We start from the raw sequence: 26,049 nt of genomic DNA on the forward strand, positions 1-26,049 counted from the left end.
GATGCTATAGTCTTTCAATATTGTATTGAATTTGCACAATAAACCATCAAATTAAGATGTTTCCTATGCTCAAACTCTCTCGCCAATTTTTTTATACCTTTATCGCCCTTTATCTCATTGGGTGTAGCTCATTGCCGCCAGAACCCGAAAGTGTTGAATGGAAAGCGCATCAGTCTCAGCTCACCAACCTAACGCAATATACTGCGATTGGTAAACTTGGTTACGTCTCCCCTGAACAACGTCAAACGCTCAATTTCCAGTGGACACACTCCCCTAATTTCACTCAAGTTAGGCTCACCACGTTTTTAGGGCAAACCGTATTAAATCTGACCACCACACCTAACGGTGCATTCATTGAAACCTATGATGGTCAGAAGTTAAGTGGTAAGGACGTGAACCAACTCATCTATCAACTTGTTGGTTTAGATATCCCCATTGAACAACTGCAAGATTGGCTGATTGGTCTACCCTCGACTGCAGATAGTTACGCTCTCAATCCACTCAATACTGTGGGTCATTTAACTAAAAAGCTGCAAAATAAACTGTGGCGTTTAGATTATGAAGCTTACCAAAGCTATACGCTATCGGAATCGACACAAACACTTCCCATGCCAACTCGAATGCAACTGGAACAAGGCGATACCAAACTCAAACTTGTCGTTGCAAAATGGACAATCAAACAATGACCACAACCCTTCCGCTAATCAATTCTGCCACCTTATGGCCAAGTCCTGCAAAACTGAATCTGTTTCTATACATTACGGGTAGGCAAGCAAACGGATACCACGAACTGCAAACCCTGTTCCAGTTTATCGACCTCTGTGATGAACTGGAAATCACCGTTAACGACTCAGGGCGAATCACGCTATCCCCCGATATTGAAGGGGTAAAAACGGAAGATAATCTCATATGGAAAGCGGCAACATCGCTTCAAGATGCTACTCGTTGTCCATTAGGTGCGCATATTCAGCTTAAGAAAATCCTCCCTATGGGGGGCGGTATTGGCGGCGGTTCGTCCAATGCTGCAACCGCGCTCGTTGCGCTCAATTTCTTATGGCAAACCCATTGTTCGACAGATGAACTCGCCAAACTCGGACTTGCATTAGGCGCTGACGTCCCCGTTTTTGTTCGTGGATTTTCCGCTTTTGCTGAAGGTGTCGGCGAAAAACTGTCTCCTGCCACCCCAAAAGAGCAATGGTATTTAGTCGTTAAACCAGAAGTGAGCATCGCGACTGTCGATATTTTCACTCACCCTGAATTAACTCGAAACACGCCAAAACGAGACTTATCAACGCTTTTGGACTCAGTTTACGAAAACGATTGCGAAAAAATTGTGCGAATGCTGTACCCAGAGGTTGATAAGCAACTTTCTTGGCTGCTACAATACGCGCCGTCGAGATTGACGGGAACCGGATCATGCCTCTTTGCTGAATTTGACAGCAAGGATAGCGCAGAGAAAGTTTTTCACCACCTTCCTGACAATGTCTCCGCTTTTGTAGCGAAAGGGTGCAACCGCTCCCCTTTATTAGAGACCTTGGCTAAATACCAATTAGCCCAAACACAATCTGTTTAAACTGGACGCAACCCTGAGGTTTCCACCGTGCCTGATATGAAGCTATTTGCTGGTAACGCTACACCTGAACTAGCCCAACGTATTGCTGATCGTCTATACATCTCTCTTGGAGATGCTACTGTTGACCGTTTCTCTGACGGCGAAGTCGCTGTTCAAATCAATGAAAACGTTCGTGGTAGTGATGTATTCATCATTCAATCAACTTGTGCGCCAACTAACGACAACCTAATGGAGTTAGTGGTAATGATTGATGCAATGCGCCGCGCTTCAGCAGGCCGTATTACTGCTGTAATTCCTTACTTTGGTTACGCTCGTCAAGATCGTCGTGTACGCTCTGCTCGTGTGCCAATTACTGCAAAAGTTGTTGCTGATTTCCTTTCTAACGTTGGCGTTGACCGCGTTCTTACTATCGACCTACACGCTGAGCAAATCCAAGGCTTCTTCGATGTACCTGTAGATAACATCTTTGGTACACCAGTATTGCTTGAAGACATGGCTAACCGTGGTCTAGAAGATCCAGTGGTTGTTTCTCCGGATCTTGGTGGTGTTGTACGCGCTCGCGCTACTGCTAAAGCACTAGGCGACATCGACATTGCTATCGTAGACAAACGTCGTCCACGTGCGAACGTGTCTGAAGTAATGAACCTTATCGGTGATGTTGAAGGTCGTGACTGTGTTATCGTTGATGACATGATCGATACTGGCGGTACTTTGTGTAAAGCTGCTGAAGCGCTAAAAGAACGTGGTGCAAAACGTGTATTCGCTTACGCAACACACGCGGTATTCTCTGGCAACGCAGCGAAAAACATCAAGAACTCTGTACTTGACCAAGTGATCGTCACTGACTCAATTACACTGACTAAAGAAATGGCTGCTACAGGCAAAGTTCACCAGTTAACATTGTCTTCAATGCTGGCTGAGGCAATTCGCCGTATTAGCAACGAAGAGTCTATCTCTGCGATGTTCAGCTCTAAGTAAGACTGTAACGTATTTTAAAAAACCACTTCCTAGGAAGTGGTTTTTTTGTATTCAAGTTTTGTGTCCACCGTTAGTGTGCTATCATACCGCGCTTTTTGATATTCAAGAGAGATCGGTCCGTTGACTCAGCAGATAAAGTTACTTGTAGGCCTAGCCAACCCAGGTCCTGAATACGCGAGAACGCGTCACAATGCAGGAGCATGGGTGGTCGAAGAGCTTGCTCGTATCCATAACATCACATTAAAGAATGAACCAAAATTCTTTGGCCTAACTGGCAGAATACAAGCTAACGGCAGTGATCTTAGGGTATTGGTTCCGACAACATTTATGAACTTATCGGGTAAAGCTATAGCGGCTTTAGCTAAGTTCTACCAAATTCAACCTGAAGAAATCATGGTCGCTCATGATGAGCTAGACTTACCTCCAGGTGTTGCCAAGTTCAAAAAGGGTGGTGGTCATGGTGGTCATAATGGCCTTAAAGACACCATCAGTAAATTAAGCAACAATAAAGATTTCTATCGTCTTAGGATTGGCATTGGTCATCCAGGACACAGAGACAAAGTCGCAGGCTATGTACTCGGTAAAGCGCCAGCAAAAGAGCAAGAATGCCTTGATGCTGTCGTCGACGAATCCGTACGCAGTCTCGATATCTTACTGAAAGATGGCCTGCCAAAAGCACAAAATCGCTTACACACGTTCAAAGCTGAATAAGGTTACAATCATGGGTTTTAAATGTGGCATCGTTGGATTGCCAAACGTTGGCAAATCAACTCTGTTCAACGCACTAACAAAAGCAGGAATTGAAGCAGCAAACTTCCCGTTCTGTACTATCGAACCAAACACTGGCATCGTTCCTGTTCCAGACTTGCGTCTAGACGCACTGTCGAAAATTGTGAATCCGCAAAAGATTTTGCCGACAACAATGGAATTCGTTGACATCGCCGGACTTGTAGCTGGTGCTTCTAAAGGTGAAGGTTTAGGTAACAAATTCCTAGCTAACATCCGCGAAACTGATGCGATTGGTCATGTTGTTCGTTGTTTTGAAAACGACAACATTGTGCACGTTGCTGGTAAAGTATCGCCAATTGAAGATATTGAAGTGATCAACTTAGAGTTGGCTCTTGCTGATTTGGACAGTTGTGAGCGTGCAATACAGCGCAATGCTAAAAAAGCAAAAGGCGGCGACAAAGACGCTAAATTTGAAATCACAGTATTGGAAAAACTGCTACCGACTCTAACTGAAGGTGGCATGGCTCGTACCGTTGAACTCGCTAAGGAAGAACACGCAGCAATTGGCTACTTGAACTTCCTTACGCTTAAACCAACCATGTACATTGCCAACGTTAACGAAGACGGTTTTGACGATAACCCGTATCTTGATGCGGTTCGTGAATTCGCTGCCAATGAAAATAACGTTGTTGTTGCGGTTTGTGCTGCAATTGAATCCGAGCTATCTGAACTTGACGATGAAGATCGTGAAGAGTTCCTTGCAGACATGGGAATCGAAGAGCCGGGCTTAAACCGTGTAATTCGTTCTGGTTATGACCTGCTTGCCCTGCAAACTTACTTTACTGCTGGCGTTAAAGAAGTCCGTGCGTGGACGATTCCAATTGGCGCGACCGCTCCACAGTCTGCAGGTAAAATCCACACGGATTTTGAAAAAGGCTTCATTCGAGCAGAAGTGGTTGGTTATAGCGACTTTATCGAATTTAATGGCGAATCGGGTGCCAAAGACGCAGGTAAATGGCGTCTAGAAGGTAAAGATTACATCGTAAAAGATGGCGATGTGATTCACTTTAGATTCAACGTCTAACAAAACAAACTTTGTTTTGTTTAAGAAGCCAGCTCTCGCTGGCTTTTTTTGTTTTTACTCTCTCGAATAAACATCGTGTATTGAAGCTAAAGGCTATAGCTAGTATCAAGTGACTGGTATTTTAGTAACAGTTTTTGATCACAAACAGCGCTATTTGTTTAAAAAAAACCCGAACGGCACTTTTTGGCTAATTTCTTCAAAAAAAAAGTTGACGCATTTGTCTCAACTACGCATAATGCGCCCCGTTCTCAGCGATAAGGCAACTTACCGGAGAGAGCGTCAATTTAGAAAAAAATGGCTACTTAGCTCAGCTGGTTAGAGCACATCACTCATAATGATGGGGTCGCAGGTTCAAATCCCGCAGTAGCCACCATTTCTAAATTCGCTTTTAAATAAGCACAAAATGCGGTCGTGGCGGAATTGGTAGACGCACCAGATTTAGGTTCTGGCGCCGAGAGGTGTGAGAGTTCAAGTCTCTCCGACCGCACCATTCTTTAGAAATAAAGAATCAAGTTTGATGACTTTGAGTTTGAAGTACTCTAAACATCCTGTTGGGCTATCGCCAAGCGGTAAGGCACTGGCTTTTGATGCCAGCATTCCCTGGTTCGAATCCAGGTAGCCCAGCCAAAATTTCGTTTTATTGAAAGACATTTTTGTTAAATTCGGTAGAACTAGAGATAAGTTTGTATTATATTGTCTCGCTTGCAAAACATGGCTACTTAGCTCAGCTGGTTAGAGCACATCACTCATAATGATGGGGTCGCAGGTTCAAATCCCGCAGTAGCCACCATACAACGTTATTAAGACTTACCAATGTCTTCTTAACTATATATTCTTCTCTAAGTGTTTACTTAGGTTGAAAAGCTTTGCTGCGGTCGTGGCGGAATTGGTAGACGCACCAGATTTAGGTTCTGGCGCCGAGAGGTGTGAGAGTTCAAGTCTCTCCGACCGCACCATTATTTCTTAATGTGTTATTTACTTAACTCAATTAAGAACGTGTGATTGACACTAAAACAATCCTGTTGGGCTATCGCCAAGCGGTAAGGCACTGGCTTTTGATGCCAGCATTCCCTGGTTCGAATCCAGGTAGCCCAGCCATTACAACGTTATTGAGATTTACCAATGTCTTCTTAACTATATATTCTCCTCTAAGTGTTTACTTAGGTTGAAAAGCTTTGCTGCGGTCGTGGCGGAATTGGTAGACGCACCAGATTTAGGTTCTGGCGCCGAGAGGTGTGAGAGTTCAAGTCTCTCCGACCGCACCATCATTAAGAAAGCTCGTCATATGACGGGCTTTTTTTGTTTTAACTTTCCCAATCACTCTCTTTCCCAAAAAGTAACAAACAGACTAAAGCTTTGCTATCCCTCACAAAAATCACACTTTCCCCTATCCTCTTAAATACCCTTACAACACTCTAGAGATATCCTATCACCCACCTAAGTACTCTCATGCCCCACGCCTCCATTTCGCTATGTATTGGACAATATAGTGACGACTCTTATTCTGGGTTTAACCATATTGATTTTAATTTAGAAACCATGGCACTCACGTCGCAACATAACGTGTCTGACATTGAAAACCCTTCTTATCTTGCGCGCACCGATGGCGGCTGGTATGCCATCTCAGAACTGTCTGAGCAAGATGGTGCCGCATTGTACTTTTTAAACGATAAGTTTGAGACGATCAGCACCCAACCTCTTAAAGGCGATCATCCATGCCATGTCGCTATTTCTGACTGTCATACTCACTTAGGCGTCGCGCACTACGGGTCAGGTAGCTTTGAGGTGTACACGTTAGCGCCGAGTGGGGAAATCCACCAGCGGCAGGCTCTGGTTCAAAATGAGGGAAAAGGGCATCACTCGGTTCGACAATTGGCCTCGCATGGTCATCAAATAGTATTCGTGCCTCAGTCTAATCAAGTCATGACGGTAGATCTTGGATTGGATACGCTGAATTTTTATCGCCTCAACGCCGTGCATTTTGCTCAACAGCAGTCCCTTCAACTTCCTGCCGGCTGTGGCCCTAGACATGCTGTTTTCCGCCGCGATGGCCAGATCGGCTATATTCTATGCGAACTTGATGAAACACTTAGAACCATTGAAAGACAGAACAATGGGAAGTGGCAACAAATACGCTCCCAACCTGCATTCCCAAAGCACAGTAAAGGGGAAGCGGCTAGTGCTATCAAGCTCTCTAGCGACCAACGCTATGTCTATCTATCAGGAAGGCACCAATCCATCATTAGTTGGTTTGATATCACCACGCCAAACTCGCCCTGTTATCAAGGATTCGTTAAAACTGAAGGCCGCTTCCCCAGAGATATCACCCTATCAAAAGATGGTCATTGGTTAGTCGTGGCAAACCAACACTCAGATAACCTTGTCCTCTTTACTTTGGATAAAAAAACAGGCCAGCCAACGTTAGCAAAAATAATGCTAACCTTGCCTAAGCCCGTTTGTGTAGTATTTGACTAGCGCTGACTACATAACGTCGGCGCAATCCTATCATTCAGGTCTTTTATTTCAGCCCCATGGCATAACGCAAGATTTGCGTTTTAATGGGGCCGGAATGTTCAGCCAACTTTAATATGGCATTACGTGCCACCTGCACAGGGCTCAAGGTGTTACTAAATCCTTTATAAAAGACATCCATACCCGTTTGCATTAGTAAGTTGTCAGGACGGCGATGAACCTCATAACGGCGTAATATCCCCTCTATGGACGCGTTGTCACTGGAGAGCTGTAATAACGAGCTAACATCTTTAAAACCAAGATTAACGCCCTGCCCGGCTAATGGATTAATGGTATGCGCAGCGTCCCCGACTAAAATACATCGATGCTTAGAGTACTGTTGGGCATGACGTCGAGTAAGCGGAAATGAGCCATGTGCCAATACTCGTACCTGTCCTAACTCTGCCGGAAAGCTGTGCTGAATTTCGTTCTCCAACTGCTTAAATGTCATGGCTTTTAGTTGCTTGATGCGTTTCGGTGCGTCATACCACACCAGCGAGCCTTGGTGTCCACAAAGCGGCAGAAATGATCGAGGCCCTGACGGTGTAAACCATTGCCAAGTTATATCTTGCTGAGGTAATTCGGTTTCCACATTAATCAACATGCACTCTTGTCGGTAATCCCAAGCCGTGACACCAATACCAGCCGCTTGACGAACCTTTGAGTTAGCCCCATCGGCACCAACCACAAACAAGGTTTGTAATTGTCTACCAGACTCTAAGGTCAGCGTATTACCTTGTGGGTCAAGAGCAATATTGGCCACCCCGTCTGAATCAATAACCGTCAAATTCTCATAGTGAGAAAATTGCGCCCACAATCCCAATTGGATGACTCTATTTTCAACAATATACCCCAATTGCTCTGCCCCTAACGTATCCGCGTTAAAGCGAAGGCGACAAGATTCCGCCTCCCAGGTCTCTAAACGCGCGTAAGGACAAATTCGCATAGCGGCAATGTCATCCCATGCACCGAGCGCTTCTAAGAGCTCAATAGAATGAGGGGAAATAGCAGACACTCTCAAATCCATCGGTTGCGAAAGATCAAATGGCTTAGGCTCAAACTTTTCAACGACAGCGACGGTACGTCCTTGCTTTGCAAAACCAATAGCGACGGCTGCGCCGACCATTCCACCACCAACGACTACGATTTCAAACTGTTCCATTGTTCCATTGCTACCCTGAATTTTACGTATTTTTATTGTACTTATGGAACCTATAAAGGGCGAGCAATTTTCATCAAATTTCCTTACACATTAAGAGGCTACTTTCTCTTCACAGCTTTGGTGCCATAAGCGCTCAAAGAGTTTTTGCCCTACCACTAGTCAGGCGGTTTTTAAAGCAGTACAATACGCCGCTTACCGCCGTGATGGCGGCTATAATTTGAACAATAGTTCTACGGAATTTAAATAACTGACGAGCGAAAGTGATGAGTAAGAAACTGCTAATTAAAACCTGGGGCTGCCAGATGAACGAATACGATTCATCAAAAATGGCCGACCTGCTTAATGCTGCTAACGGCTACGAGCTGACAGAAGTGCCAGAGGAAGCAGATGTACTACTATTGAACACCTGTTCGATCCGTGAAAAAGCGCAAGAAAAAGTGTTCCACCAACTGGGTCGTTGGAAAACGCTGAAAGATAAAAAGGAAGGCGTCGTTATCGGCGTTGGTGGTTGTGTTGCAACCCAAGAAGGTGATCACATTCGTAAACGTGCTCCGTTTGTTGATGTTATTTTTGGCCCACAAACCCTTCACCGTTTACCTGAAATGATCCGTCGCTCTCAAAGCGATGACGCTCCAGTCATGGATATTTCTTTCCCAGAAATTGAGAAATTCGACAATCTTCCAGAGCCGCGCGCAGAAGGTGCAACGGCCTTTGTTTCGATTATGGAAGGTTGCTCAAAATACTGCACCTACTGTGTTGTGCCTTATACCCGTGGCGAAGAAGTTAGCCGTCCAATGGACGACGTGTTGTTTGAAATCGCACAACTTGCTGAGCAAGGGGTTCGTGAAGTCAACCTTCTTGGACAAAATGTTAACGCTTACCGTGGACCAATGCACGATGGTGACATCTGTTCATTTGCTGATCTGTTGCGCTTAGTCGCATCGATTGATGGTATCGACCGTATTCGTTTTACCACGAGTCACCCACTTGAGTTTACTGACGACATCATCGCGGTGTACGAAGACACGCCAGAACTCGTTAGCTTCCTTCACCTACCGGTGCAAAGTGGTTCAGATCGCGTCCTAACGATGATGAAACGTCCGCACACTGCGATTGAATATAAGTCGATCATTCGTAAACTAAGAAAGGCACGTCCTGATATCCAAATCAGTTCGGATTTCATTGTTGGCTTCCCTGGGGAGAGCGATAAAGATTTCCAAGACACCATGAAACTGATTAAAGACGTCGATTTTGATATGAGCTTCAGCTTTATCTTCTCACCACGTCCAGGCACACCTGCGGCAGATTATCCGTGTGATATCCCTGAGCAAACGAAAAAAGATCGACTAGCTGAACTACAACAAACCGTGAACTCACAAGCAATGCGTTACTCTCGTCTAATGCTAGACACCGAGCAACGAATCTTGGTTGAAGGTCCTTCTAAGAAGAACCTGATGGAACTTCGTGGTCGTACAGAAAACAGCCGTGTTGTTAACTTTGAGGGTAGCGCAGACCTTATTGGTCAATTCGTTGATGTGAAGATTGTCGACGTATTCGCAAACTCGCTTCGAGGTGAACTACTTCGCACAGAAAAAGACATCGATCTTCGTGTTGTGACGTCGCCAACAGAAATGATGGAAAAAACTCGTCGCGAAGATGAGCTAGGTGTGGCAACCTTTACGCCTTAGCACCTAATGAGGAGCCCGGTCTCAATCGGGCTCCATACATCGCCCATAGGGCATAATGTGAGGCTACATTGAGTAATAAAATAGTCACTTTAGAAATCAACCTAGAACCCTCTGATAACCGCCGTCTGTCTAGCCTATGCGGACCTTTCGATGACAATATCAAGCATTTAGAGCGTCGTTTAGGCGTTGAAATCAACCATCGTAGCAACTTCTTTACTATCGTTGGCCAGCCACACACTAGTGCTGCTGCATTGGATATTATCAAGTCACTTTATGTCGGCACCGCACCGGTTCGCGGGCAGTTTCCAGATATCGAACCTGAACAGATTCACCTAGCCGTGAAAGAGTCTGGTGTACTGGAGCAAAACGCCGAGCCTGAGCTTGCTCACGGTAAGGAAGTGTTTGTTAGAACCAAAAAAGGCATTATCAAACCACGTACCCCGAATCAGGCACAATACCTCGTTAATATGGTGACACACGATATTAGCTTTGGGATAGGACCAGCGGGTACCGGTAAGACTTACCTTGCAGTTGCTGCCGCCGTCGATGCGCTAGAACGACAAGAAATCCGTCGAATTCTTCTGACTCGCCCCGCCGTTGAAGCAGGTGAAAAGCTGGGCTTTTTGCCGGGTGATTTAAGCCAAAAAGTGGATCCATATCTTCGTCCACTCTACGATGCGTTATTTGAAATGCTGGGCTTTGAGCGTGTTGAAAAGCTCATAGAGCGTAACGTGATTGAAGTGGCCCCCCTCGCCTATATGCGTGGTCGTACACTCAACGATGCCTTTATTATTCTGGATGAAAGCCAAAATACCACCGTTGAGCAAATGAAAATGTTCTTAACTCGTATTGGCTTTAACTCACGCGCTGTCATTACCGGTGATGTCACTCAAATAGATTTACCTCGTGGTGCAAAATCTGGGTTGCGCCATGCCGTTGAAGTTCTCAATGAAGTCGATGAAATTAGTTTTAACTTCTTCCAAGCAGATGACGTCGTCAGACACCCTGTTGTCGCCCGTATCGTAAATGCTTATGAAAAATGGGAATCAGCTGACCAAAAAGCGCGTAAAGAGATTGAGCGTCGTCGTCGCGAAGAATACGAAGCAGCGAAACTAAATTCTGGGACGGATATCAGTCCTCAATAACGCTTTAACCAGTTTCGATAAATAGGTAAATGATGAGCATTGAACTTGATCTACAGTTAGCGGTCGAATCTGAAGAAGGCTTACCTTCTCACGCTGAATTTCAGCAATGGTTAGACAAAGCGATAATCCCGTTTCAAAAGGAAGCGGAGCTGACGATTAGAATCGTTGATGACGCCGAAAGCCAACAACTCAACCACGACTATCGCGGGAAAGACAAATCAACCAATGTCCTGTCATTTCCATTTGAGGCGCCTCCTGGTATCGAAATGAATTTGCTTGGTGACCTAATTATTTGTCGCCAAGTCGTAGAAAAAGAAGCAAAAGAGCAGTCAAAACCCCTGACTGCACACTGGGCACATATGGTTGTACATGGCAGCCTTCATCTGCTAGGTTATGATCATATTGATGACGAAGAAGCTGACGAAATGGAAGCTTTAGAGACCGAAATCATGTTAGATATGGGTTTTGAAGATCCATATATAACAGAGAAACAATAGAGGCATTTAGCCTCTTCTTATGTGCGCTATCACACGTCTGATAGCATTCTGAATTGAGAAATCATGAACGAAGAGTCTTCTCCCTCTAACCCCGAGGGAAACAGTAAAAAATCTGAAGGTCCGAGTAGAAAGTCCTTCTTTGAGCGCCTAGGTCAAATATTTCAAGGCGATCCAAAAGATCGCCAAGAGCTTGTAGATGTCATTCGTGACTCTGAAGTCAATGACCTAATAGACCACGACACACGAGATATGCTCGAAGGTGTCATGGAAATTTCCGAAATGCGAGTACGCGATATCATGCTGCCTCGCTCACAAATGGTCACTATCGAACGTTCTGATGACTTCGATAAACTGATTGGGTTGATGATCGATGCTCAGCATTCTCGTTACCCAGTTATCAGTGAAGATAAAGACCATGTGGAAGGTATTCTCTTAGCTAAGGACCTACTCCGTTACTTGGGCTCAAACAGCGCCCCTTTTGATATTGAAGAAGTGATTCGCCCTGCCGTGGTAGTGCCTGAAAGTAAACGGGTTGACCGCTTGCTTAAGGAATTCCGCGAGGAACGCTATCACATGGCTATCGTCGTTGATGAATTTGGCGGTGTTTCAGGTCTGGTGACCATTGAAGACATCCTCGAAGAAATTGTTGGCGAAATCGAAGACGAATTTGATGATGATGACGAGCTAGATATCAGAAAGCTGAGCAAACACACGTTTGCAGTCAAAGCTCTCACGACCATCGAAGAGTTCAATGACACCTTTGGTTCAACCTTCAGCGATGAAGAAGTTGATACTGTTGGTGGCTTAATTATGACCGCATTCGGTCACTTACCTGTTAGAGGGGAAGTGGTCGAAATAGAAAACTATACCTTTAAAGTGACAGCGGCGGATAATCGTCGAGTGGTGCAAGTTCAAGTTACCATTCCCGATCTTGAAGCAACATCGAGTGTCGAAGAATAGCGATACCCTGTGTTCACCGGTTAAGTGAGACCACCATTAAATGAAGAATTATCTTCGCCTATTGCGGCCCGTTGGGGCCGCTTTTGTTGGCGCCAGTACAACCCTAGCCTTCGCTCCCTACCAACTGTGGCCACTTGCTCTGTTAAGTCCACTTATCCTACTGTTTCTGCTGCAAGGTCAATCTGCTCGGCGTGCGCTTTTTATTGGCTACGCGTGGGGTTTGGGCCAATTTGCGACCGGCATTAGTTGGGTCCACGTTAGCATTGATAATTTCGGCGGTATGCCGAAGTTCGCGAGCGTACTCCTAATGACACTGTTGGTTGGTTATCTATCCATCTATTCAGCATTGTTTGCTTGGTCACTAAATCGTTTTTTCCCAAAAGAGAATCGCACACGCTACCTACTTGCTGCCCCTGCACTATGGCTTGTCTTTGACTGGGCTCGAGGCTGGGTAATGACAGGGTTCCCTTGGCTATGGCTAGGTTACAGCCAAATAGACGGACCGTTAGCCAGCTATGCTCCTATGGGTGGCGTTGAGCTAATTACACTACTGATCATCGTAACGTCAGCGAGTTTAGCTTACGCGATTCGAAGCAAACATTGGCTTATAACCCTTATTCCGTTGGTCATTTTTTCAGTCGGCTTCGGGTTGCGTCACTATGAGTGGGTAACACCGGATACTACTCGCACCAAAAGTGTCGCGCTAATACAAGGTAACGTTGACCAAGCATTAAAATGGCTACCGAGCCAACGCTGGCCGACGATTATGAAATACACCGATCTTAGCCGAGAAAACTGGGACGCCGACATCATCATCTGGCCTGAAGCTGCTATCCCTGCAATGGAGTTTGAGCTGCCGTCCTTCCTCAGTAATTTAGACTCAGCGGCAAAAATGAATAACACCGCCATCATTACCGGTGTTATCAATAAGTCAGAGTCTGACGAATACTACAACAGTATTCTTGTTGTAGGACAAACCCCTTATGGGGACTATGAGCTTGACCTTGATGAACGTTTTCACAAGCACCACCTACTACCTTTTGGCGAGTTTGTTCCTTTTGAAGATCTTCTTCGTCCGATCGCTCCGTTTTTTAATCTGCCGATGTCTTCGTTTAGTCGAGGGGCCTATGTACAACCCAATATCGTTGCCAATGGCATGCATTTAGCGCCGGCTTTGTGTTATGAGATCATTTTTAACGAGCAGGTTCGGCAAAATGTGACGACAGAAACGGACTACTTACTCACACTCTCTAATGATGCCTGGTTTGGTCGCTCTATTGGCCCTTTACAGCATATGGAGATTGCTCGAATGCGAGCACTAGAGCTTGGAATACCATTAATACGCTCAACCAACAACGGTATTACCGCTGTCACGGATCATAACGGCAAAATTACCGCGCAAATCCCACAGTTTGAAACCGCGGTGTTGCGTACAGAAGTCACGCCAACTAACGGGACAACGTGGTACAGAGAAGCCGGAACATGGCCGCTTTATGGTTGGGTGCTGTTAAGTTTAGCGTGGGGGTTTTACCTACGTAGAAAATAATTACTAGCGCATAGCCCAACGGAAACAACACGTCATTGCAATCCATGACTGCACATTTTTCGCTTGGGCTCTGCGCTTTATTTACTTAGTTTGCACTATCAATTCAGGCTTTCCATACTTTCTTCCATAATATATAACTATTTAATTCTTCTCCCCCACCCAACAAAATCATATTCTTATCATGTAATCGCTGACCGATACGGTTAACTGAATGAAGGAACATATAATGAGCAAGATCTACGAAGACAACTCACTCACCATTGGTAACACTCCTCTGGTTCGCCTAAACAAAGTTAGTAACGGTAACGTCCTAGCTAAAGTTGAAGCTCGCAACCCTAGTTTCAGTGTTAAGTGTCGTATCGGCGCCAACATGATTTGGGAAGCAGAAAAAGATGGCAGACTAAAAGCAGGCGTTGAGCTCGTTGAGCCAACGAGTGGTAACACTGGTGTCGCACTGGCTTTCGTTGCCGCTGCTCGCGGATACAAACTGACGCTAACCATGCCAGAATCCATGAGTCTAGAACGCCGTAAGTTACTCAAAGCGCTAGGCGCGAATCTAGAACTCACCGAAGCGGCTAAAGGCATGAAGGGCGCAATTGCAAAAGCCGAAGAAATTGTTGCCTCTAACCCAGAAAAATACCTACTGCTACAGCAGTTCAATAACCCTGCAAACCCTGCTATTCATGAAAAGACAACGGGACCAGAAATTTGGGACGCAACAGATGGCGAAATTGATGTGTTCGTCGCTGGCGTAGGTACCGGTGGTACCATTACCGGCACCAGTCGCTACATTAAAGGCGAAAAAGGCAAAGCGATCATTTCTGTTGCTGTCGAGCCAACAGAATCTCCAGTTATTAGCCAAGCGCTCGCAGGTGAAGAAATCAAGCCAGCGCCGCACAAAATTCAAGGTATCGGTGCAGGTTTCATTCCAGAGAACCTAGATTTAGACATCATTGACCGTGTTGAACTTGTAACATCTGATGAAGCGATTGAGATGGCTCGTCGTTTAATGGAAGAGGAAGGAATCCTGGCTGGTATCTCTTCAGGTGCCGCCGTTGTTGCCGCCAACAAACTAGCAGAACTACCTGAATTCAAAGGGAAAACCATCGTCACCGTGCTACCAAGCTCTGGTGAGCGATACCTCAGCACAGCATTGTTCGCAGGTATATTCACGGACAAAGAGATTCAGCAGTAATATGTTGCCAAATCAAATTTTGCTGTAAAAAAGCCCCTTTATGGGGCTTTTTTGTTGAATCTCTGTCAGCCTTTGGTAATATCAGGACAGTTTTATTTTAAGCTAAAAAATAAATAGACAATTTAAAGAGTAGTCGTAGGATGTGGAGACAGCGAAGACTGCCATCATAGCCTACAATTCAAGACCGATGCGGCGCTTAATAAATCATGACTTTCGTCCTCTAGCAGGAATGAAAAAATGACGCTAAGCTTGGCTTTAGTTAAGAAAACAAACATAAAATAAATCAATTGGGGTATTAAAAATGTACGAGAAGCAAGTAGAAATCACAGCAGAAAACGGCCTTCACACTCGTCCTGCAGCGCAGTTCGTTAAAGAAGCAAAATCTTTTGACGCTGACATCACTGTGACTTCTAACGGTAAAAGCGCTAGCGCGAAAAGCCTATTCAAACTTCAGACTCTAGGTCTAGTTAAAGGTACTAACGTAACGATCTCTGCTGAAGGCCCACAAGCTCAACAAGCAGTAGACCACCTAGTTGCTCTAATGGACGAGCTTCACTAAGCAGCACTCTCCTAAAGCCATTTTGTCAAAAGCAAAGTGGCTTTATTGGAAATAGCGCTGACTATCAGCTACACATAAATGTAGCAACGTAAGTCACCCTTTCTTTATACATTTGACCACATTAAGGTAAAGCTATGATTTCAGGCATCCTAGCATCTCCTGGTATTGCGATCGGTAAAGCATTACTACTTCAAGAAGACGAAATTGTTCTTAACAAAGCAACGATCTCTGATGACCAAGTTGAAGCGGAAGTTCAGCGTTTCTTTGACGCTCGTAACAAATCATCAGCTCAACTAGAAATTGTTAAGCAAAAAGCACTAGAAACTTTTGGTGAAGAAAAAGAAGCCATCTTCGAAGGCCACATCATGCTTCTTGAAGATGAAGAGCTCGAAGACGAGATCTTAGCCCTCATCAAGAAAGACAAAATGTCTGCGGACCACGCGATTTATACCGTGATCGAAGAACAAGCGTGTGCACTTGAATCTTTAGATGATGAATATCTAAAAGAACGTGCAACGGATATCCGTGATATCGGTACTCGATTTGTAAAAAATGCCCTTGGCATCAATATCGTGTCTCTAAGCGACATCAATGAGCAAGTGCTTCTTGTTGCTTACGATCTAACGCCTTCTGAAACGGCGCAAATCAACCTAGATTACGTTCTTGGCTTTGCCTGTGACATCGGTGGCCGTACTTCGCACACCTCTATCATGGCTCGTTCACTTGAACTTCCTGCTATCGTTGGTACCAACGATATCACTAAGCAAGTTAAGAACGGCGACATGCTGATTCTTGATGCGATGAACAACAAGATCATCATCAACCCTTCTGAAGCAGAATTAGCGGAAGCGAAACAAGTCCGTGAATCGTTCTTCGCTGAAAAAGAAGAACTAGCAAAACTTAAAGACCTACATGCTGAAACTCTAGACGGACACCGTGTAGAAGTTTGTGGCAACATCGGTACCGTAAAAGACTGTGACGGTATTATCCGTAACGGCGGTGAAGGTGTCGGTCTATATCGTACTGAATTCCTATTCATGGATCGCGATTCTCTTCCAAACGAAGAAGTACAATACCAGGCGTATAAAGAAGTTGCTGAAGCGATGAATGGCCAATCTATCATTATCCGTACTATGGATATTGGTGGCGATAAAGACCTTCCGTACATGGATCTTCCAACCGAGATGAACCCATTCCTAGGTTGGCGCGCGGTTCGTATTAGCTTGGATCGTCGTGAAATTCTACGTGACCAAGTACGCGGCATCCTACGAGCTTCTGCACACGGTAAGCTTCGCATCATGTTCCCGATGATTATTTCTGTTGAAGAAATCCGTGAACTGAAAAAAGCGATCGAAGAATATAAAGCGGAACTTCGTGCTGAAAATATCGCATTTGATGAAGATATTGAAATCGGTGTGATGGTAGAAACGCCTGCAGCTGCAGCGATTGCTCATCACTTAGCGAAAGAAGTTTCATTCTTTAGTATTGGTACTAATGACTTAACTCAGTATACTCTAGCAGTAGACCGTGGTAACGAGCTAATTTCTCACCTATACAACCCACTTTCACCAGCGGTACTAACCGTAATTAAGCAGGTGATCGACGCTTCGCATAAAGAAGGCAAGTGGACGGGTATGTGTGGCGAGCTTGCTGGCGACGAACGCGCGACGTTACTTCTACTAGGCATGGGCCTAGATGAGTTTAGTATGAGCGGTATTTCTATTCCTAAGGTTAAGAAAGTTATCCGTAACGCTAACTTCGCAGAAGTAAAAGCTATGGCGGATGAAGCGCTAGAAATGGCGACTGCTGCAGAAATTGAAGCGCACGTCGAAAAATTTATCGCAGAAAAGACAAACTGCTAATATAATTGAGCAGAATAAAATCAAACCTTTAGGAGCACAACATGGGTCTCTTTGACAAACTGAAGAAGCTAGTATCGGACGACAGCGCTGACGCTGGTGCAATCGAAATCATCGCACCGCTATCTGGTGAGATCGTAAACATCGAAGACGTGCCAGATGTCGTTTTTGCTGAGAAAATCGTTGGTGATGGTATTGCTATCAAACCAGCTGGCGACAAAATGGTCGCTCCTGTAAACGGTACTATCGGTAAGATCTTCGAAACGAACCACGCGTTCTCTATCGAATCTGACGACGGCATCGAGCTATTTGTTCACTTTGGTATCGATACTGTTGAGCTAAAAGGTGAAGGCTTTAAGCGTATCGCTGAAGAAGGTCAAACTGTTAAAGCAGGCGACACTGTCATCGAATTTGATCTAGCACTTCTTGAAGAAAAAGCTAAATCAACGCTGACTCCAGTTGTAATCTCTAACATGGACGAAATCAAAGAGCTTAACAAGCTGTCTGGTTCTGTAACTGTTGGTGAAACACCTGTACTACGCGTAACTAAGTAATTCGTCGCTTAAGCCACGAATAACTAAACTACGTAAAAAAACGCAGCCACTGGCTGCGTTTTTTTTACTCTCAAATTCGTCGATGCGAGTTATAACTCAATAGAGCAAAGTAACTCTCCGGTAAACGTATTGACACTTAGCGTACCATTATCAAAAACACCAAAGCTCGCAGCATAGCCTTCACGTGGGAACGTAATAGAGCCAGGATTAAAGATGACCTGCTCGTCATCCCAATGAGCGACAGGGATATGCGTATGACCATGTACAATGACATCACCTTTTTTAAGCTTAGGACGTTTATCTGCGTTATATAAATGCCCATGCGTTAAAAACAGTCGCTTACCCGAGGGCAAAAGTACCCACGCATAATCCGCCATCATTGGAAAATGAAGCAGCATTTGATCAACTTCACTATCACAATTGCCTCTTACGGCAATAATTTCAGATTGGTAATTATTAAGTAACGCCGCAACTTCTGGTGGGTTGTAACTCTCCGGAACCGGGTTCCTTGGACCATGGTTAAGAACATCACCTAAAATGACAAGATGATCAGCACCCGATTGACGATAGGCTTCTAATACTTGTTGCGTCGCACTCACGCTACCATGTAGGTCTGATGCAAAGAATAGTTTCACGGATTTACCTCCAACACACGTTATGAGGGTATTGTAACGTAGTTTTGCCTCTATTCCTCACGTGCCATACCATTCACAACAATATTATTGTAACTGACCATTCCAATAATCTTACCATCCTCGATAACCGGTGCTCGACTAATGCCAAAGCGTTCAAAGAGACGAGCGCAGTACTTCACATTCATGTTTGGATCGACGGACAAAGCGGGTTTGGTCATAATCTCATAGATATTCGTTCGATGAGACGAGCGGTTTTGGGCCAGTACTTTTTTTGCAATATCATTCATAAGTACAATACCGTATTCATCATCATCATTGCGCTTACTCACCACCAGAGCTTTAACCTGATGCGCTTTTGCCAGTACAATACCTTCGTGAACGGTTTTCAATCCATCGACCATCACATAAGTATTCGCCATGACATCACGAACGTATATTTTTTGTTGTGAACTCATAATTCATCCTCAACCACTTTGGTTAACGTTTCCACCTGGTGAGCCACGCCCACCGCATCCTCAATATCAATTTGAATTGCAATACCTTGTCCTGAGGTTTGATCAAACTCTCCTACCTCGCTAATGGTTTCCAGTATTTGTCTCGACAAGTGTTCCTCAACCACAAACAACAACACGTCTTTTTGAACCTCTAATGTCAAACCAAAAAAGGTGCGTTTCTTATTTAAACCTTCACCTCTAGCATTGTTGATCACCGTTGCTCCAGTCGCACCAGCCTCTCTTGCTGCATTGAGTACTACGTCCGTTTTACTGTCTTCAACAAACGCAAGAAGTAATTTAAAGCGCATTGTCATTCTCCTTTTCTATCGAGCCAAGCCCGTTATCACGTTGATTCAACCAGTGGGTAATTTGTGCATAGGCCATAACGGAAATAATGGGGAACAAACTCGCGAACGCGATCAACCCAAAGCCGTCAATCATAGGGTTTCTTCCCGGTACGGTCGAAGCGAGCCCTAAACCTAATGCGGTCACTAAAGGCACGGTTACCGTTGACGTTGTTACCCCCCCTGAGTCATAAGCAAGAGGAACGATCAATTTTGGCGCGTAAAATGTTTGTATCACGACTAAAATGTAACCGGCGATGATGTAGTAATGAATAGGATCGCCCACCACAATTCTATAGCTGCCTAAAGAAATCCCTATTGCAACTCCTAACGCGACCGAGATTCTCAACCCATTAACCGAGATGGAACCCGCCGACACTTGATTAGCTTTTATCGCAACGGCCAGCAAAGAGGGCTCGGCGATAGTGGTACTAAAACCGATACAAAAGGCAAAGAGGTAGACCCAATAATAATCAAACCACTCTAGCGACTGACCTATCGATAGCTTTACATCAATAAGAAATTCGGGGGCAGTGAGTTGCATTGCCATCGCTTCCCCTAGCGGAAACAGTGCTTTTTCTAAACCAATGAGAAATAGGCTCAAGCCTACAATAACGTAGACAAAGCCAACGACGACTCTCAGTGGATGAGTGATCGGCTTTCTCAACACTGCAAACTGAAAACCAAAAATAATCACGATGATCGGGGTTACATCTCTTACAGTGTAGAATAGCGTCTGAAGCAGCTCTGAGATAAAAGTCATGCCATCACCATCCCATAGACCATCACAAACATCATCGGCAGCAGCGATGCAAATGCAATTAATCCAAAGCCATCTAGCATAGGATTTCGTCCTTTAATCGTGCTAGCTAGACCCACACCAAGCGCGGTCACTAAGGGGACAGTGATGGTTGAAGTCGTAACGCCTCCTGAATCATACGCCACACCAATGATGTATTCTGGAGCAAACCCCGTCAGCACTACGACACCAACGTAACCACCGATAATGAGCCAATGTATTGGCCAACCTTTGAGAATTCGAATAACACCAAGAACAATCGCTAGCCCTACTGAAAAAGCAACAGACAAACGCAACCCCATCGCATAGTCCTGCATCGATGCTTCAGTCATTGCGATCATTCCCCCTTTAGCGGCCACCTCGGCAGCTTCGGCGGAGACGGCCGTTAATGCGGGTTCTGCAATGGTCGTTCCAAACCCCAAACAGAATGCGAACAACACCAACCAAAAAACGCTCCCTTTTCTGGCAAATGCCTGCGCCATCGATTCTCCGATGGGAAAAAGCCCCATAGATAAGCCAAAAACAAAGAATGTGAGTCCCAATACCACTAGTAGCAGACCAAAGAGTATCGAGAGCACGTTGGGAAGGGGCTCTTGAAGCACAACAAGTTGAAAAAAAAGCACCACAAGAACAATGGGTATCAAATCTTTCAAACTATTGAGCATGACATGTATGAGGGCTTTTATCCCTTGCACGCTTCTCTCCCATTCCTCATGTTCTACATTTAGAATGGCAAATAATATTGTAAGAAAATGTGACAACCATGGCATCCATCCAACCAAGCCAGAATTACTCATCATTCTGTGATCTCCACCATTTAAAGACGTACGTTATTAGAGTTAGTCAGTCAGGCTATTTCATTGCTATATTTACTCAATAGCGTCAAATCCATTACCTATAGCCCAATGACCTTACGTTACGTGATCAACACTTGCCTGCTTAGTAGGCAAACGATGTAACATATTGACGTAAAGTAGAAAGCTGGTTGGTTAAAAAGCAATGAGGGAGATCAAATGCATCTGTTAGTGACCGGTGGTACTGGATTTATCGGTAGAGAACTGCTTAAACACCTCACCACACACACGGTTACCGTGATCAGTCGTGATGTTGAAGCAGCAAAGTCAACACTCCAGCATACCGATGTGGGAAATATTACTTACTTAGCCACGCTCGACACGTTTGACGACCTTAACGCATTCGATGGTGTCATTAACCTTGCTGGTGAGCCCATTGCGGACAAACGCTGGAGCCAGCATCAGAAAAAAATCATCTGCGATAGCCGTTGGCAAACAACGGAAAAGTTAGTCACTCTTATTCACGCGAGTACCGAGCCACCAAACGTAGTTATTAGTGGCTCTGCCGTTGGCTATTATGGTGATCAACAATCTCATCCTTTCGATGAAAGCTTACAGGTACACCAAAACACATTTGCTCACATCGTGTGTGAAAAGTGGGAAGCTATTGCAATGAGGGCGCAATCCGAGAGGACACGTGTTTGCCTATTGCGCACCGGTGTCGTATTGGGGGACAACGGAGGCGCGCTGAGCAAGATGTTACTACCTTACAAACTGGGGCTTGGTGGTCCAATTGGCCACGGTAAGCAGTACCTGCCATGGATCCATATCCTCGATATGGTGAGAGGTATCGTTGCCCTACTCGATACCCCACATGCTCAAGGACCTTTTAATTTTTGCGCGCCGCATGCCGTTTCTAACGCTTTATTTAGCCGAATGTTGGCAAGAACCCTAAAGCGCCCTCATATATTAATGACGCCAGCGTGGCTCATAAAAATACTCATGGGAGAGTCATCTTGCTTACTACTGGACAGCGTAAGAGCGAAACCCAAACGTCTAACGGAAATAGGATTTAACTTCTCTTTTCCTCATATTGAGCCCGCTTTGAAGAATATATTAATTAAAAGTCGATAACACTTGTCTCAACTAGCCTCTAGTCGCTATGGTTAGCTTTCTAATGGACTAAGGCATTAATACTTAAATGAAAAAGGCTATACTAATCACAGGTTGTTCCAGCGGTATTGGCTATACCGCTGCGCATGAGCTCAACAAACGCGGCTACCATGTCATTGCATCCTGTCGCTCAACATCGGATGTTAAACGCCTACAAAGCGAAGGTCTAACCTGTATTCAGTTGGATCTTACTGATACAAAGAGTATTCAGCTCGGTGTGCAAAAGACTCTCGCGCTTTGTGAAGGCCGACTATTTGGATTATTCAATAATGGTGCCTATGGACAACCGGGAGCATTAGAAGATCTTCCGACCGATGGACTCAGAGCGCAATTTGAGGCTAATTTCTTTGGTTGGCATGAACTCGTACGACTCATCTTACCAATTATGCGTCAGCAAAATGAAGGTCGTATTATTCAGAATAGTTCCGTACTTGGTTTTGCTGCAATGAAATATCGTGGCGCTTATAACGCCTCTAAATTTGCATTGGAAGGATGGACAGATACGTTGCGTTTAGAATTACACTCATCCAACGTACGTATTGCCTTAATTGAACCCGGTCCTATCGAAACACAATTTAGAAGCAACGCTAAAGCCGCCTTTCTTAAATGGATCAACGTCGAAACCAGCATCCATAAAGCCGAATATCAAAAACAACTGCAACGCCTCTCGGCCACAGAATCAAACAACCAATTTACGCTACCACCGACTTCCTGTCTGCCTGCATTGCTTCATGCACTTGAATCCAGCCACCCCAAACTCCGATACCGGATCACGACACCAACAAAGATCTTTGCATTACTAAAAAGACTGCTACCGGGCAAGTGGCTTGACCCGATATTGCGAAAAGCTGCATAGAATTCGTTCATTTGTAATTTTAATGTCACAAAGTATCGATATATTACTCAATATAGGCTCGCAGCAATAAGTTTTATTGTCGCGACTTTCCGAAGGATCAATGATGATCCTATAGCTTGCAGTGATTAATCTGGATACGACAGCATGACGTTAAATCAGCTTAATTGGGTCGCTGTGGGGGTGACGCTCGCCTATTTTGTTTGGTTTTAACTCCCCCAAACAGCCGATACCAAAAACGCCATGGACACCGCACTGAAAAGTGCGGTGTTTTGGTTTCTGCACCACGCTTAAGTTCTTTATTACCTGGAATTTCTTTATACCCTTGAATTTCAGCTCTTTCATACCAATCTTGCTTGTAGAACTAACGTGAATACAAACAAGGACTATTGGATGCAACCACCGTACATTGTTGATCTGAATGAGCAAAATTTTCGCCAAGTATTAGAAGGCTCCATGAGCACGCCAGTACTCATTCATTTCTGGGCGCCGATGAGTGAAGAAAGCGTTCAAATGATCCCATCATTAAAAGCACTAACAGAGCAATACAGCGGTGCTTTTACCTTAGCCCTGTTAAACTGCGAAGAACAGCAAGCCATCGCCGGTCAATTCGGCGTACAAGCGCTGCCGACGATTGCATTATTTGTCAATGGCCAGCCAGTAGACGGTTTAGGCGGTCCTCAGCCTCTTGAAGCCATCACGGCGATGTTAGCGAAACACCTTCCTAGCCAAGATGAACTGACAGCACAAAAAGCACTAGAGCTGACTCAGCAAGATGCCCACTCCGAAGCTCTTACTTTGTTTGCTACTTTGTCGGAAGAGTATCAAAACAAAGGAGAGATAAAACTCGCAAGAGCAAACAGCTTGTTAGAAACCAATCAATTCGATCTCGCTGAAGCGATGCTAGACAGCATTCCACTAGAATATAAAGATAACTACTATAAAACGTTGGTGTCTAAACTTGAGCTGCACAAGCAAGCCGCCGATAGTCCTGAAATTCAGTCATTAGAGGCCGCCCTAAAAGCGTCCCCTGACGAGCTTAAGATCGTCGCTGAACTGGCACTGCAATACCATCAAGTCGGTCGAGATGAAGAAGCCCTTGAGCTACTTTGGGGCTATGTAAGCCGCGATCTCAATGCGTTAGATGGCGAACTCAAAAAAACCTTCATGGACATCCTTTCAGCTCTAGGACAGGGTAATCCCGTTGCTGGTAAATATCGCCGACAACTCTACTCCTTACTCTACTGATCAAATAAAAGGGAGGCATCGCCTCCCTTTTATTAACTCATTGATATTAATTACAATTCAGTCACCCCCCTAATACACACCGATACACTATTCCATTTGCGCTCATGCTCTTATTGGTCCAGAATGGATTAAATTTCATACAAGGAATATGCTCATGGCTATTGATGCAATGGTTACTATTGGTGGTTTTATCCTCGTCGCAATCGTATTTTTGGTTGCGGGGGTTAAAACTGTATCACAGGGCGATAACTGGACTGTCGAACGTTTTGGACGCTACACCCATACCCTTAAACCGGGACTCAACCTCATCATTCCATTTGTTGATTCCATTGGAAATAAAATCAATATGATGGAGCGTGTACTGGATATCCCACCACAAGAAGTCATCAGTAAAGACAATGCCAATGTTGTAATCGATGCCGTCTGCTTTGTTCAAGTCATCGACGCGGCTAAAGCTGCCTATGAGATTACTAATCTTGAGCATGCAATTCGCAACCTGACTCTCACGAATATGCGTACCGTCCTAGGTTCCATGGAGCTTGATGAAATGCTCAGTCAACGGGACTCCATAAATACCAAATTACTTGCCATCGTTGATGAAGCAACAAACTCATGGGGGGTGAAAGTGACTCGCATCGAAATCCGTGATGTTCAACCACCAGCAGACCTCACCGCTGCGATGAATGCTCAAATGAAAGCGGAACGAAACAAACGTGCTGAAGTTTTAGAAGCTGAAGGGGTAAGACAGGCTCAGATACTACGTGCCGAAGGACACAAGCAATCCGAAATCTTAAAGGCTGAAGGTGAGAAGCAAGCTGCTATACTTCAAGCTGAAGCTAGAGAAAGAGCGGCTGAAGCGGAAGCTAAAGCCACTGAAATGGTTTCAATGGCTATCGCCCAAGGGGATATGCAAGCCGTAAACTACTTCATCGCCCAAGGTTACACTGACGCTATAAAATCAATAGGCCAAGCTGAAAACGGTAAGATCATTATGCTACCGCTCGAAGCAACCGGTCTAATGGGCTCAGTGGCTGGCATCGCGGAAATGTTTAATCAATCCAAAGATGATAACAAGGACACTGCGTGATTGAGTTATTAAACCAAGTTAACTATTGGCACTGGCTCGCATTTGGGTTGCTTCTCTTATGTGGGGAGCTACTTGGCACTGCGGGCTATTTATTGTGGCTTGGTATCTCTGCTATGTTGGTTGGCATCATTGTCGCCTTTTTGCCAATCAGTTGGCAGCTACAATGGGTCAGTTTTGGCGTCTTTGCCCTAGTGCTCACATGGCTATGGTGGCGCAAGCAACATAAGACTGACATACGCTCAGATAATAGCCGAGATCTAAACCAAAAAGATAAACAGCTGATCGGTCAAACCGCCGTATTAGAACACGACATCAATAAAGGTAAGTGCCGAATTAATCTTGGTGACACCTCTTGGACTGCCTACAGCGATGAACCTATAGCATCAGGATCGCTCGTCCGCGTTATTGATGTCGATGGCATTACGCTTTTGATCGAAAAAGCGGATTAAGTGTTAAAAACTGCGAGTACGTGATCAAACTAGTCCAATAGATAAAATATCCGCTCTAAGCAGCTCACCCGAGCTGCTTACTTTTCTACACCAGCGCCGACCTTCATCCACAATAGCGACAAATCGATACACT

The 26,049-nt window shown here is 44.9% G+C and carries 27 protein-coding genes and 7 tRNA genes; 27 read left to right on the forward strand and 7 right to left on the reverse strand.

The features are described 5' to 3' along the window. The first annotated feature begins 65 nt into the window (after positions 1-65). The 13 genes from lolB to M9196_RS15750 all read left to right on the forward strand — a co-directional run bounded on the left by lolB (position 66) and on the right by M9196_RS15750 (position 6,839). A complete protein-coding gene (lolB, locus tag M9196_RS15690; protein ID WP_250618475.1) occupies positions 66-686 on the forward strand; it encodes a lipoprotein insertase outer membrane protein LolB in 621 nt (206 codons plus the stop codon). Beyond that, positions 683-1,573 (forward strand): 4-(cytidine 5'-diphospho)-2-C-methyl-D-erythritol kinase, encoded by an 891-nt coding sequence (ispE, locus tag M9196_RS15695; RefSeq protein ID WP_250618476.1) that lies wholly within the window; start codon positions 683-685, stop codon positions 1,571-1,573. The genes lolB and ispE overlap by 4 nt, the downstream gene beginning before the upstream one ends. 27 nt (positions 1,574-1,600) lie before the next feature. Then, on the forward strand, positions 1,601-2,551 hold the full coding sequence (locus tag M9196_RS15700; RefSeq protein ID WP_102470828.1) for a ribose-phosphate pyrophosphokinase: 951 nt from the start codon (positions 1,601-1,603) through the stop codon (positions 2,549-2,551). 120 nt (positions 2,552-2,671) lie between these two features. Then, complete coding sequence (gene pth / locus M9196_RS15705) at positions 2,672-3,262, forward strand: aminoacyl-tRNA hydrolase (RefSeq protein ID WP_102470827.1); 591 nt, start codon at positions 2,672-2,674, stop codon at positions 3,260-3,262. A 10-nt stretch (positions 3,263-3,272) separates the two neighbouring features. Continuing rightward, positions 3,273-4,364, forward strand: a complete 1,092-nt coding sequence (gene ychF / locus M9196_RS15710) for a redox-regulated ATPase YchF (protein ID WP_250618477.1) — start codon at positions 3,273-3,275, stop codon at positions 4,362-4,364. 296 nt (positions 4,365-4,660) lie between these two features. Then, positions 4,661-4,737: transfer RNA gene (locus M9196_RS15715), tRNA-Met, on the forward strand. Positions 4,738-4,769: 32 nt separating this feature from the next. After that, positions 4,770-4,854: transfer RNA gene (locus tag M9196_RS15720), tRNA-Leu, on the forward strand. Positions 4,855-4,916: 62 nt separating this feature from the next. Then, positions 4,917-4,991: transfer RNA gene (locus M9196_RS15725), tRNA-Gln, on the forward strand. Between the two features lie 86 nt (positions 4,992-5,077). Continuing rightward, positions 5,078-5,154, forward strand: a tRNA-Met gene (locus tag M9196_RS15730). A gap of 81 nt (positions 5,155-5,235) precedes the next feature. Next, positions 5,236-5,320, forward strand: a tRNA-Leu gene (locus tag M9196_RS15735). Positions 5,321-5,387: 67 nt separating this feature from the next. Beyond that, positions 5,388-5,462, forward strand: a tRNA-Gln gene (locus tag M9196_RS15740). A gap of 82 nt (positions 5,463-5,544) precedes the next feature. Next, positions 5,545-5,629: transfer RNA gene (locus M9196_RS15745), tRNA-Leu, on the forward strand. Between the two features lie 184 nt (positions 5,630-5,813). Next, entirely contained in the window at positions 5,814-6,839 is a 1,026-nt protein-coding gene (locus M9196_RS15750; protein WP_250618478.1) for a lactonase family protein, read from the forward strand. A 43-nt stretch (positions 6,840-6,882) separates the two neighbouring features. Here the strand turns inward: M9196_RS15750 and M9196_RS15755 are convergent, their stop codons facing one another. After that, positions 6,883-8,037: a 2-octaprenyl-3-methyl-6-methoxy-1,4-benzoquinol hydroxylase gene (locus tag M9196_RS15755; RefSeq protein WP_250618479.1), complete on the reverse strand. Its 1,155-nt coding sequence runs from the start codon at positions 8,035-8,037 to the stop codon at positions 6,883-6,885. Between the two features lie 263 nt (positions 8,038-8,300). Here M9196_RS15755 and miaB point away from each other — a divergent pair, with 263 nt between their 5' ends. From miaB to crr, 9 genes are all read left to right on the forward strand, one after another. Then, positions 8,301-9,725 (forward strand): tRNA (N6-isopentenyl adenosine(37)-C2)-methylthiotransferase MiaB, encoded by a 1,425-nt coding sequence (miaB, locus tag M9196_RS15760; protein WP_250618480.1) that lies wholly within the window; start codon positions 8,301-8,303, stop codon positions 9,723-9,725. Positions 9,726-9,793: 68 nt separating this feature from the next. Further along, positions 9,794-10,870: a PhoH family protein gene (locus M9196_RS15765; protein ID WP_250618481.1), complete on the forward strand. Its 1,077-nt coding sequence runs from the start codon at positions 9,794-9,796 to the stop codon at positions 10,868-10,870. A 32-nt stretch (positions 10,871-10,902) separates the two neighbouring features. Then, positions 10,903-11,367: an rRNA maturation RNase YbeY gene (gene ybeY, locus M9196_RS15770; protein WP_250618482.1), complete on the forward strand. Its 465-nt coding sequence runs from the start codon at positions 10,903-10,905 to the stop codon at positions 11,365-11,367. Between the two features lie 63 nt (positions 11,368-11,430). Next, positions 11,431-12,327 (forward strand): CNNM family magnesium/cobalt transport protein CorC, encoded by an 897-nt coding sequence (corC, locus tag M9196_RS15775; RefSeq protein ID WP_250618483.1) that lies wholly within the window; start codon positions 11,431-11,433, stop codon positions 12,325-12,327. Positions 12,328-12,367: 40 nt separating this feature from the next. Next, entirely contained in the window at positions 12,368-13,873 is a 1,506-nt protein-coding gene (gene lnt / locus M9196_RS15780) for an apolipoprotein N-acyltransferase (protein WP_250618484.1), read from the forward strand. A gap of 226 nt (positions 13,874-14,099) precedes the next feature. After that, entirely contained in the window at positions 14,100-15,068 is a 969-nt protein-coding gene (cysK, locus tag M9196_RS15785) for a cysteine synthase A (RefSeq protein WP_250618485.1), read from the forward strand. A gap of 301 nt (positions 15,069-15,369) precedes the next feature. After that, positions 15,370-15,627 (forward strand): HPr family phosphocarrier protein, encoded by a 258-nt coding sequence (locus M9196_RS15790; RefSeq protein ID WP_102470818.1) that lies wholly within the window; start codon positions 15,370-15,372, stop codon positions 15,625-15,627. Between the two features lie 134 nt (positions 15,628-15,761). After that, positions 15,762-17,489: a phosphoenolpyruvate-protein phosphotransferase PtsI gene (gene ptsI / locus M9196_RS15795; RefSeq protein WP_250618486.1), complete on the forward strand. Its 1,728-nt coding sequence runs from the start codon at positions 15,762-15,764 to the stop codon at positions 17,487-17,489. A 41-nt stretch (positions 17,490-17,530) separates the two neighbouring features. Next, positions 17,531-18,040, forward strand: a complete 510-nt coding sequence (crr, locus tag M9196_RS15800) for a PTS glucose transporter subunit IIA (protein WP_250618487.1) — start codon at positions 17,531-17,533, stop codon at positions 18,038-18,040. An 89-nt stretch (positions 18,041-18,129) separates the two neighbouring features. Here crr and yfcE read toward each other — a convergent pair whose 3' ends face one another. The 5 genes from yfcE to M9196_RS15825 are packed head-to-tail and all read right to left on the reverse strand — an operon-like array spanning position 18,130 to position 20,977. Next, on the reverse strand, positions 18,130-18,675 hold the full coding sequence (gene yfcE, locus M9196_RS15805; RefSeq protein WP_250618488.1) for a phosphodiesterase: 546 nt from the start codon (positions 18,673-18,675) through the stop codon (positions 18,130-18,132). A gap of 50 nt (positions 18,676-18,725) precedes the next feature. Continuing rightward, positions 18,726-19,130, reverse strand: a complete 405-nt coding sequence (locus M9196_RS15810) for a CBS domain-containing protein (protein ID WP_250618489.1) — start codon at positions 19,128-19,130, stop codon at positions 18,726-18,728. Next, positions 19,127-19,477, reverse strand: a complete 351-nt coding sequence (locus tag M9196_RS15815; protein ID WP_250618490.1) for a P-II family nitrogen regulator — start codon at positions 19,475-19,477, stop codon at positions 19,127-19,129. Before M9196_RS15815 ends, M9196_RS15810 begins: the two co-directional genes overlap by 4 nt. After that, positions 19,467-20,276 carry a DUF1538 domain-containing protein gene (locus tag M9196_RS15820; protein WP_250618491.1) on the reverse strand — a complete coding sequence of 270 codons (810 nt, stop codon included), beginning with the start codon at positions 20,274-20,276 and terminating at the stop codon, positions 19,467-19,469. Before M9196_RS15820 ends, M9196_RS15815 begins: the two co-directional genes overlap by 11 nt. After that, complete coding sequence (locus M9196_RS15825; RefSeq protein WP_250618513.1) at positions 20,273-20,977, reverse strand: DUF1538 domain-containing protein; 705 nt, start codon at positions 20,975-20,977, stop codon at positions 20,273-20,275. Before M9196_RS15825 ends, M9196_RS15820 begins: the two co-directional genes overlap by 4 nt. A 348-nt stretch (positions 20,978-21,325) precedes the next feature. Between M9196_RS15825 and M9196_RS15830 the strand changes: the two genes are divergently transcribed. Further along, entirely contained in the window at positions 21,326-22,240 is a 915-nt protein-coding gene (locus tag M9196_RS15830) for a TIGR01777 family oxidoreductase (protein ID WP_250618492.1), read from the forward strand. Between the two features lie 67 nt (positions 22,241-22,307). Further along, the gene (locus tag M9196_RS15835; RefSeq protein ID WP_250618493.1) at positions 22,308-23,135 is read left to right on the forward strand and encodes an SDR family oxidoreductase; all 828 of its coding nucleotides are present in this window, start codon (positions 22,308-22,310) and stop codon (positions 23,133-23,135) included. 150 nt (positions 23,136-23,285) lie between these two features. Here the strand turns inward: M9196_RS15835 and M9196_RS15840 are convergent, their stop codons facing one another. Further along, positions 23,286-23,477: a hypothetical protein gene (locus M9196_RS15840; protein ID WP_250618494.1), complete on the reverse strand. Its 192-nt coding sequence runs from the start codon at positions 23,475-23,477 to the stop codon at positions 23,286-23,288. Between the two features lie 48 nt (positions 23,478-23,525). Here M9196_RS15840 and M9196_RS15845 point away from each other — a divergent pair, with 48 nt between their 5' ends. The 3 genes from M9196_RS15845 (at position 23,526) to M9196_RS15855 (ending at position 25,916) form a co-directional block, all read left to right on the forward strand. Continuing rightward, a complete protein-coding gene (locus M9196_RS15845; protein WP_250618495.1) occupies positions 23,526-24,380 on the forward strand; it encodes a thioredoxin family protein in 855 nt (284 codons plus the stop codon). 154 nt (positions 24,381-24,534) lie between these two features. Continuing rightward, positions 24,535-25,467 (forward strand): SPFH domain-containing protein, encoded by a 933-nt coding sequence (locus M9196_RS15850; RefSeq protein ID WP_250618496.1) that lies wholly within the window; start codon positions 24,535-24,537, stop codon positions 25,465-25,467. Then, positions 25,464-25,916 carry an NfeD family protein gene (locus tag M9196_RS15855; protein WP_250618497.1) on the forward strand — a complete coding sequence of 151 codons (453 nt, stop codon included), beginning with the start codon at positions 25,464-25,466 and terminating at the stop codon, positions 25,914-25,916. The genes M9196_RS15850 and M9196_RS15855 overlap by 4 nt, the downstream gene beginning before the upstream one ends. The last annotated feature ends 133 nt before the right edge of the window (positions 25,917-26,049 follow it).

This window comes from Vibrio methylphosphonaticus, assembly GCF_023634655.1.
GTDB classification, from domain to species: Bacteria; Pseudomonadota; Gammaproteobacteria; order Enterobacterales; family Vibrionaceae; genus Vibrio; species Vibrio methylphosphonaticus.

What these genes read in the sequence shown, in the direction of transcription:
- lolB (WP_250618475.1), top strand. Translation starts at nt 66, where the DNA reads ATGCTCAAACTCTCTCGCCAATTTTTTTATACCTTTATCGCCCTTTAT.
- ispE (WP_250618476.1), top strand. Translation starts at nt 683, where the DNA reads ATGACCACAACCCTTCCGCTAATCAATTCTGCCACCTTATGGCCAAGT.
- ychF (WP_250618477.1), top strand. Translation starts at nt 3,273, where the DNA reads ATGGGTTTTAAATGTGGCATCGTTGGATTGCCAAACGTTGGCAAATCA.
- M9196_RS15750 (WP_250618478.1), top strand. Translation starts at nt 5,814, where the DNA reads ATGCCCCACGCCTCCATTTCGCTATGTATTGGACAATATAGTGACGAC.
- M9196_RS15755 (WP_250618479.1), bottom strand. Translation starts at nt 8,037, where the DNA reads ATGGAACAGTTTGAAATCGTAGTCGTTGGTGGTGGAATGGTCGGCGCA.
- miaB (WP_250618480.1), top strand. Translation starts at nt 8,301, where the DNA reads ATGAGTAAGAAACTGCTAATTAAAACCTGGGGCTGCCAGATGAACGAA.
- ybeY (WP_250618482.1), top strand. Translation starts at nt 10,903, where the DNA reads ATGAGCATTGAACTTGATCTACAGTTAGCGGTCGAATCTGAAGAAGGC.
- corC (WP_250618483.1), top strand. Translation starts at nt 11,431, where the DNA reads ATGAACGAAGAGTCTTCTCCCTCTAACCCCGAGGGAAACAGTAAAAAA.
- lnt (WP_250618484.1), top strand. Translation starts at nt 12,368, where the DNA reads ATGAAGAATTATCTTCGCCTATTGCGGCCCGTTGGGGCCGCTTTTGTT.
- cysK (WP_250618485.1), top strand. Translation starts at nt 14,100, where the DNA reads ATGAGCAAGATCTACGAAGACAACTCACTCACCATTGGTAACACTCCT.
- M9196_RS15790 (WP_102470818.1), top strand. Translation starts at nt 15,370, where the DNA reads ATGTACGAGAAGCAAGTAGAAATCACAGCAGAAAACGGCCTTCACACT.
- ptsI (WP_250618486.1), top strand. Translation starts at nt 15,762, where the DNA reads ATGATTTCAGGCATCCTAGCATCTCCTGGTATTGCGATCGGTAAAGCA.
- crr (WP_250618487.1), top strand. Translation starts at nt 17,531, where the DNA reads ATGGGTCTCTTTGACAAACTGAAGAAGCTAGTATCGGACGACAGCGCT.
- M9196_RS15810 (WP_250618489.1), bottom strand. Translation starts at nt 19,130, where the DNA reads ATGAGTTCACAACAAAAAATATACGTTCGTGATGTCATGGCGAATACT.
- M9196_RS15815 (WP_250618490.1), bottom strand. Translation starts at nt 19,477, where the DNA reads ATGCGCTTTAAATTACTTCTTGCGTTTGTTGAAGACAGTAAAACGGAC.
- M9196_RS15820 (WP_250618491.1), bottom strand. Translation starts at nt 20,276, where the DNA reads ATGACTTTTATCTCAGAGCTGCTTCAGACGCTATTCTACACTGTAAGA.
- M9196_RS15825 (WP_250618513.1), bottom strand. Translation starts at nt 20,977, where the DNA reads ATGCTCAATAGTTTGAAAGATTTGATACCCATTGTTCTTGTGGTGCTT.
- M9196_RS15830 (WP_250618492.1), top strand. Translation starts at nt 21,326, where the DNA reads ATGCATCTGTTAGTGACCGGTGGTACTGGATTTATCGGTAGAGAACTG.
- M9196_RS15835 (WP_250618493.1), top strand. Translation starts at nt 22,308, where the DNA reads ATGAAAAAGGCTATACTAATCACAGGTTGTTCCAGCGGTATTGGCTAT.
- M9196_RS15840 (WP_250618494.1), bottom strand. Translation starts at nt 23,477, where the DNA reads ATGAAAGAGCTGAAATTCAAGGGTATAAAGAAATTCCAGGTAATAAAG.
- M9196_RS15845 (WP_250618495.1), top strand. Translation starts at nt 23,526, where the DNA reads ATGCAACCACCGTACATTGTTGATCTGAATGAGCAAAATTTTCGCCAA.
- M9196_RS15850 (WP_250618496.1), top strand. Translation starts at nt 24,535, where the DNA reads ATGGCTATTGATGCAATGGTTACTATTGGTGGTTTTATCCTCGTCGCA.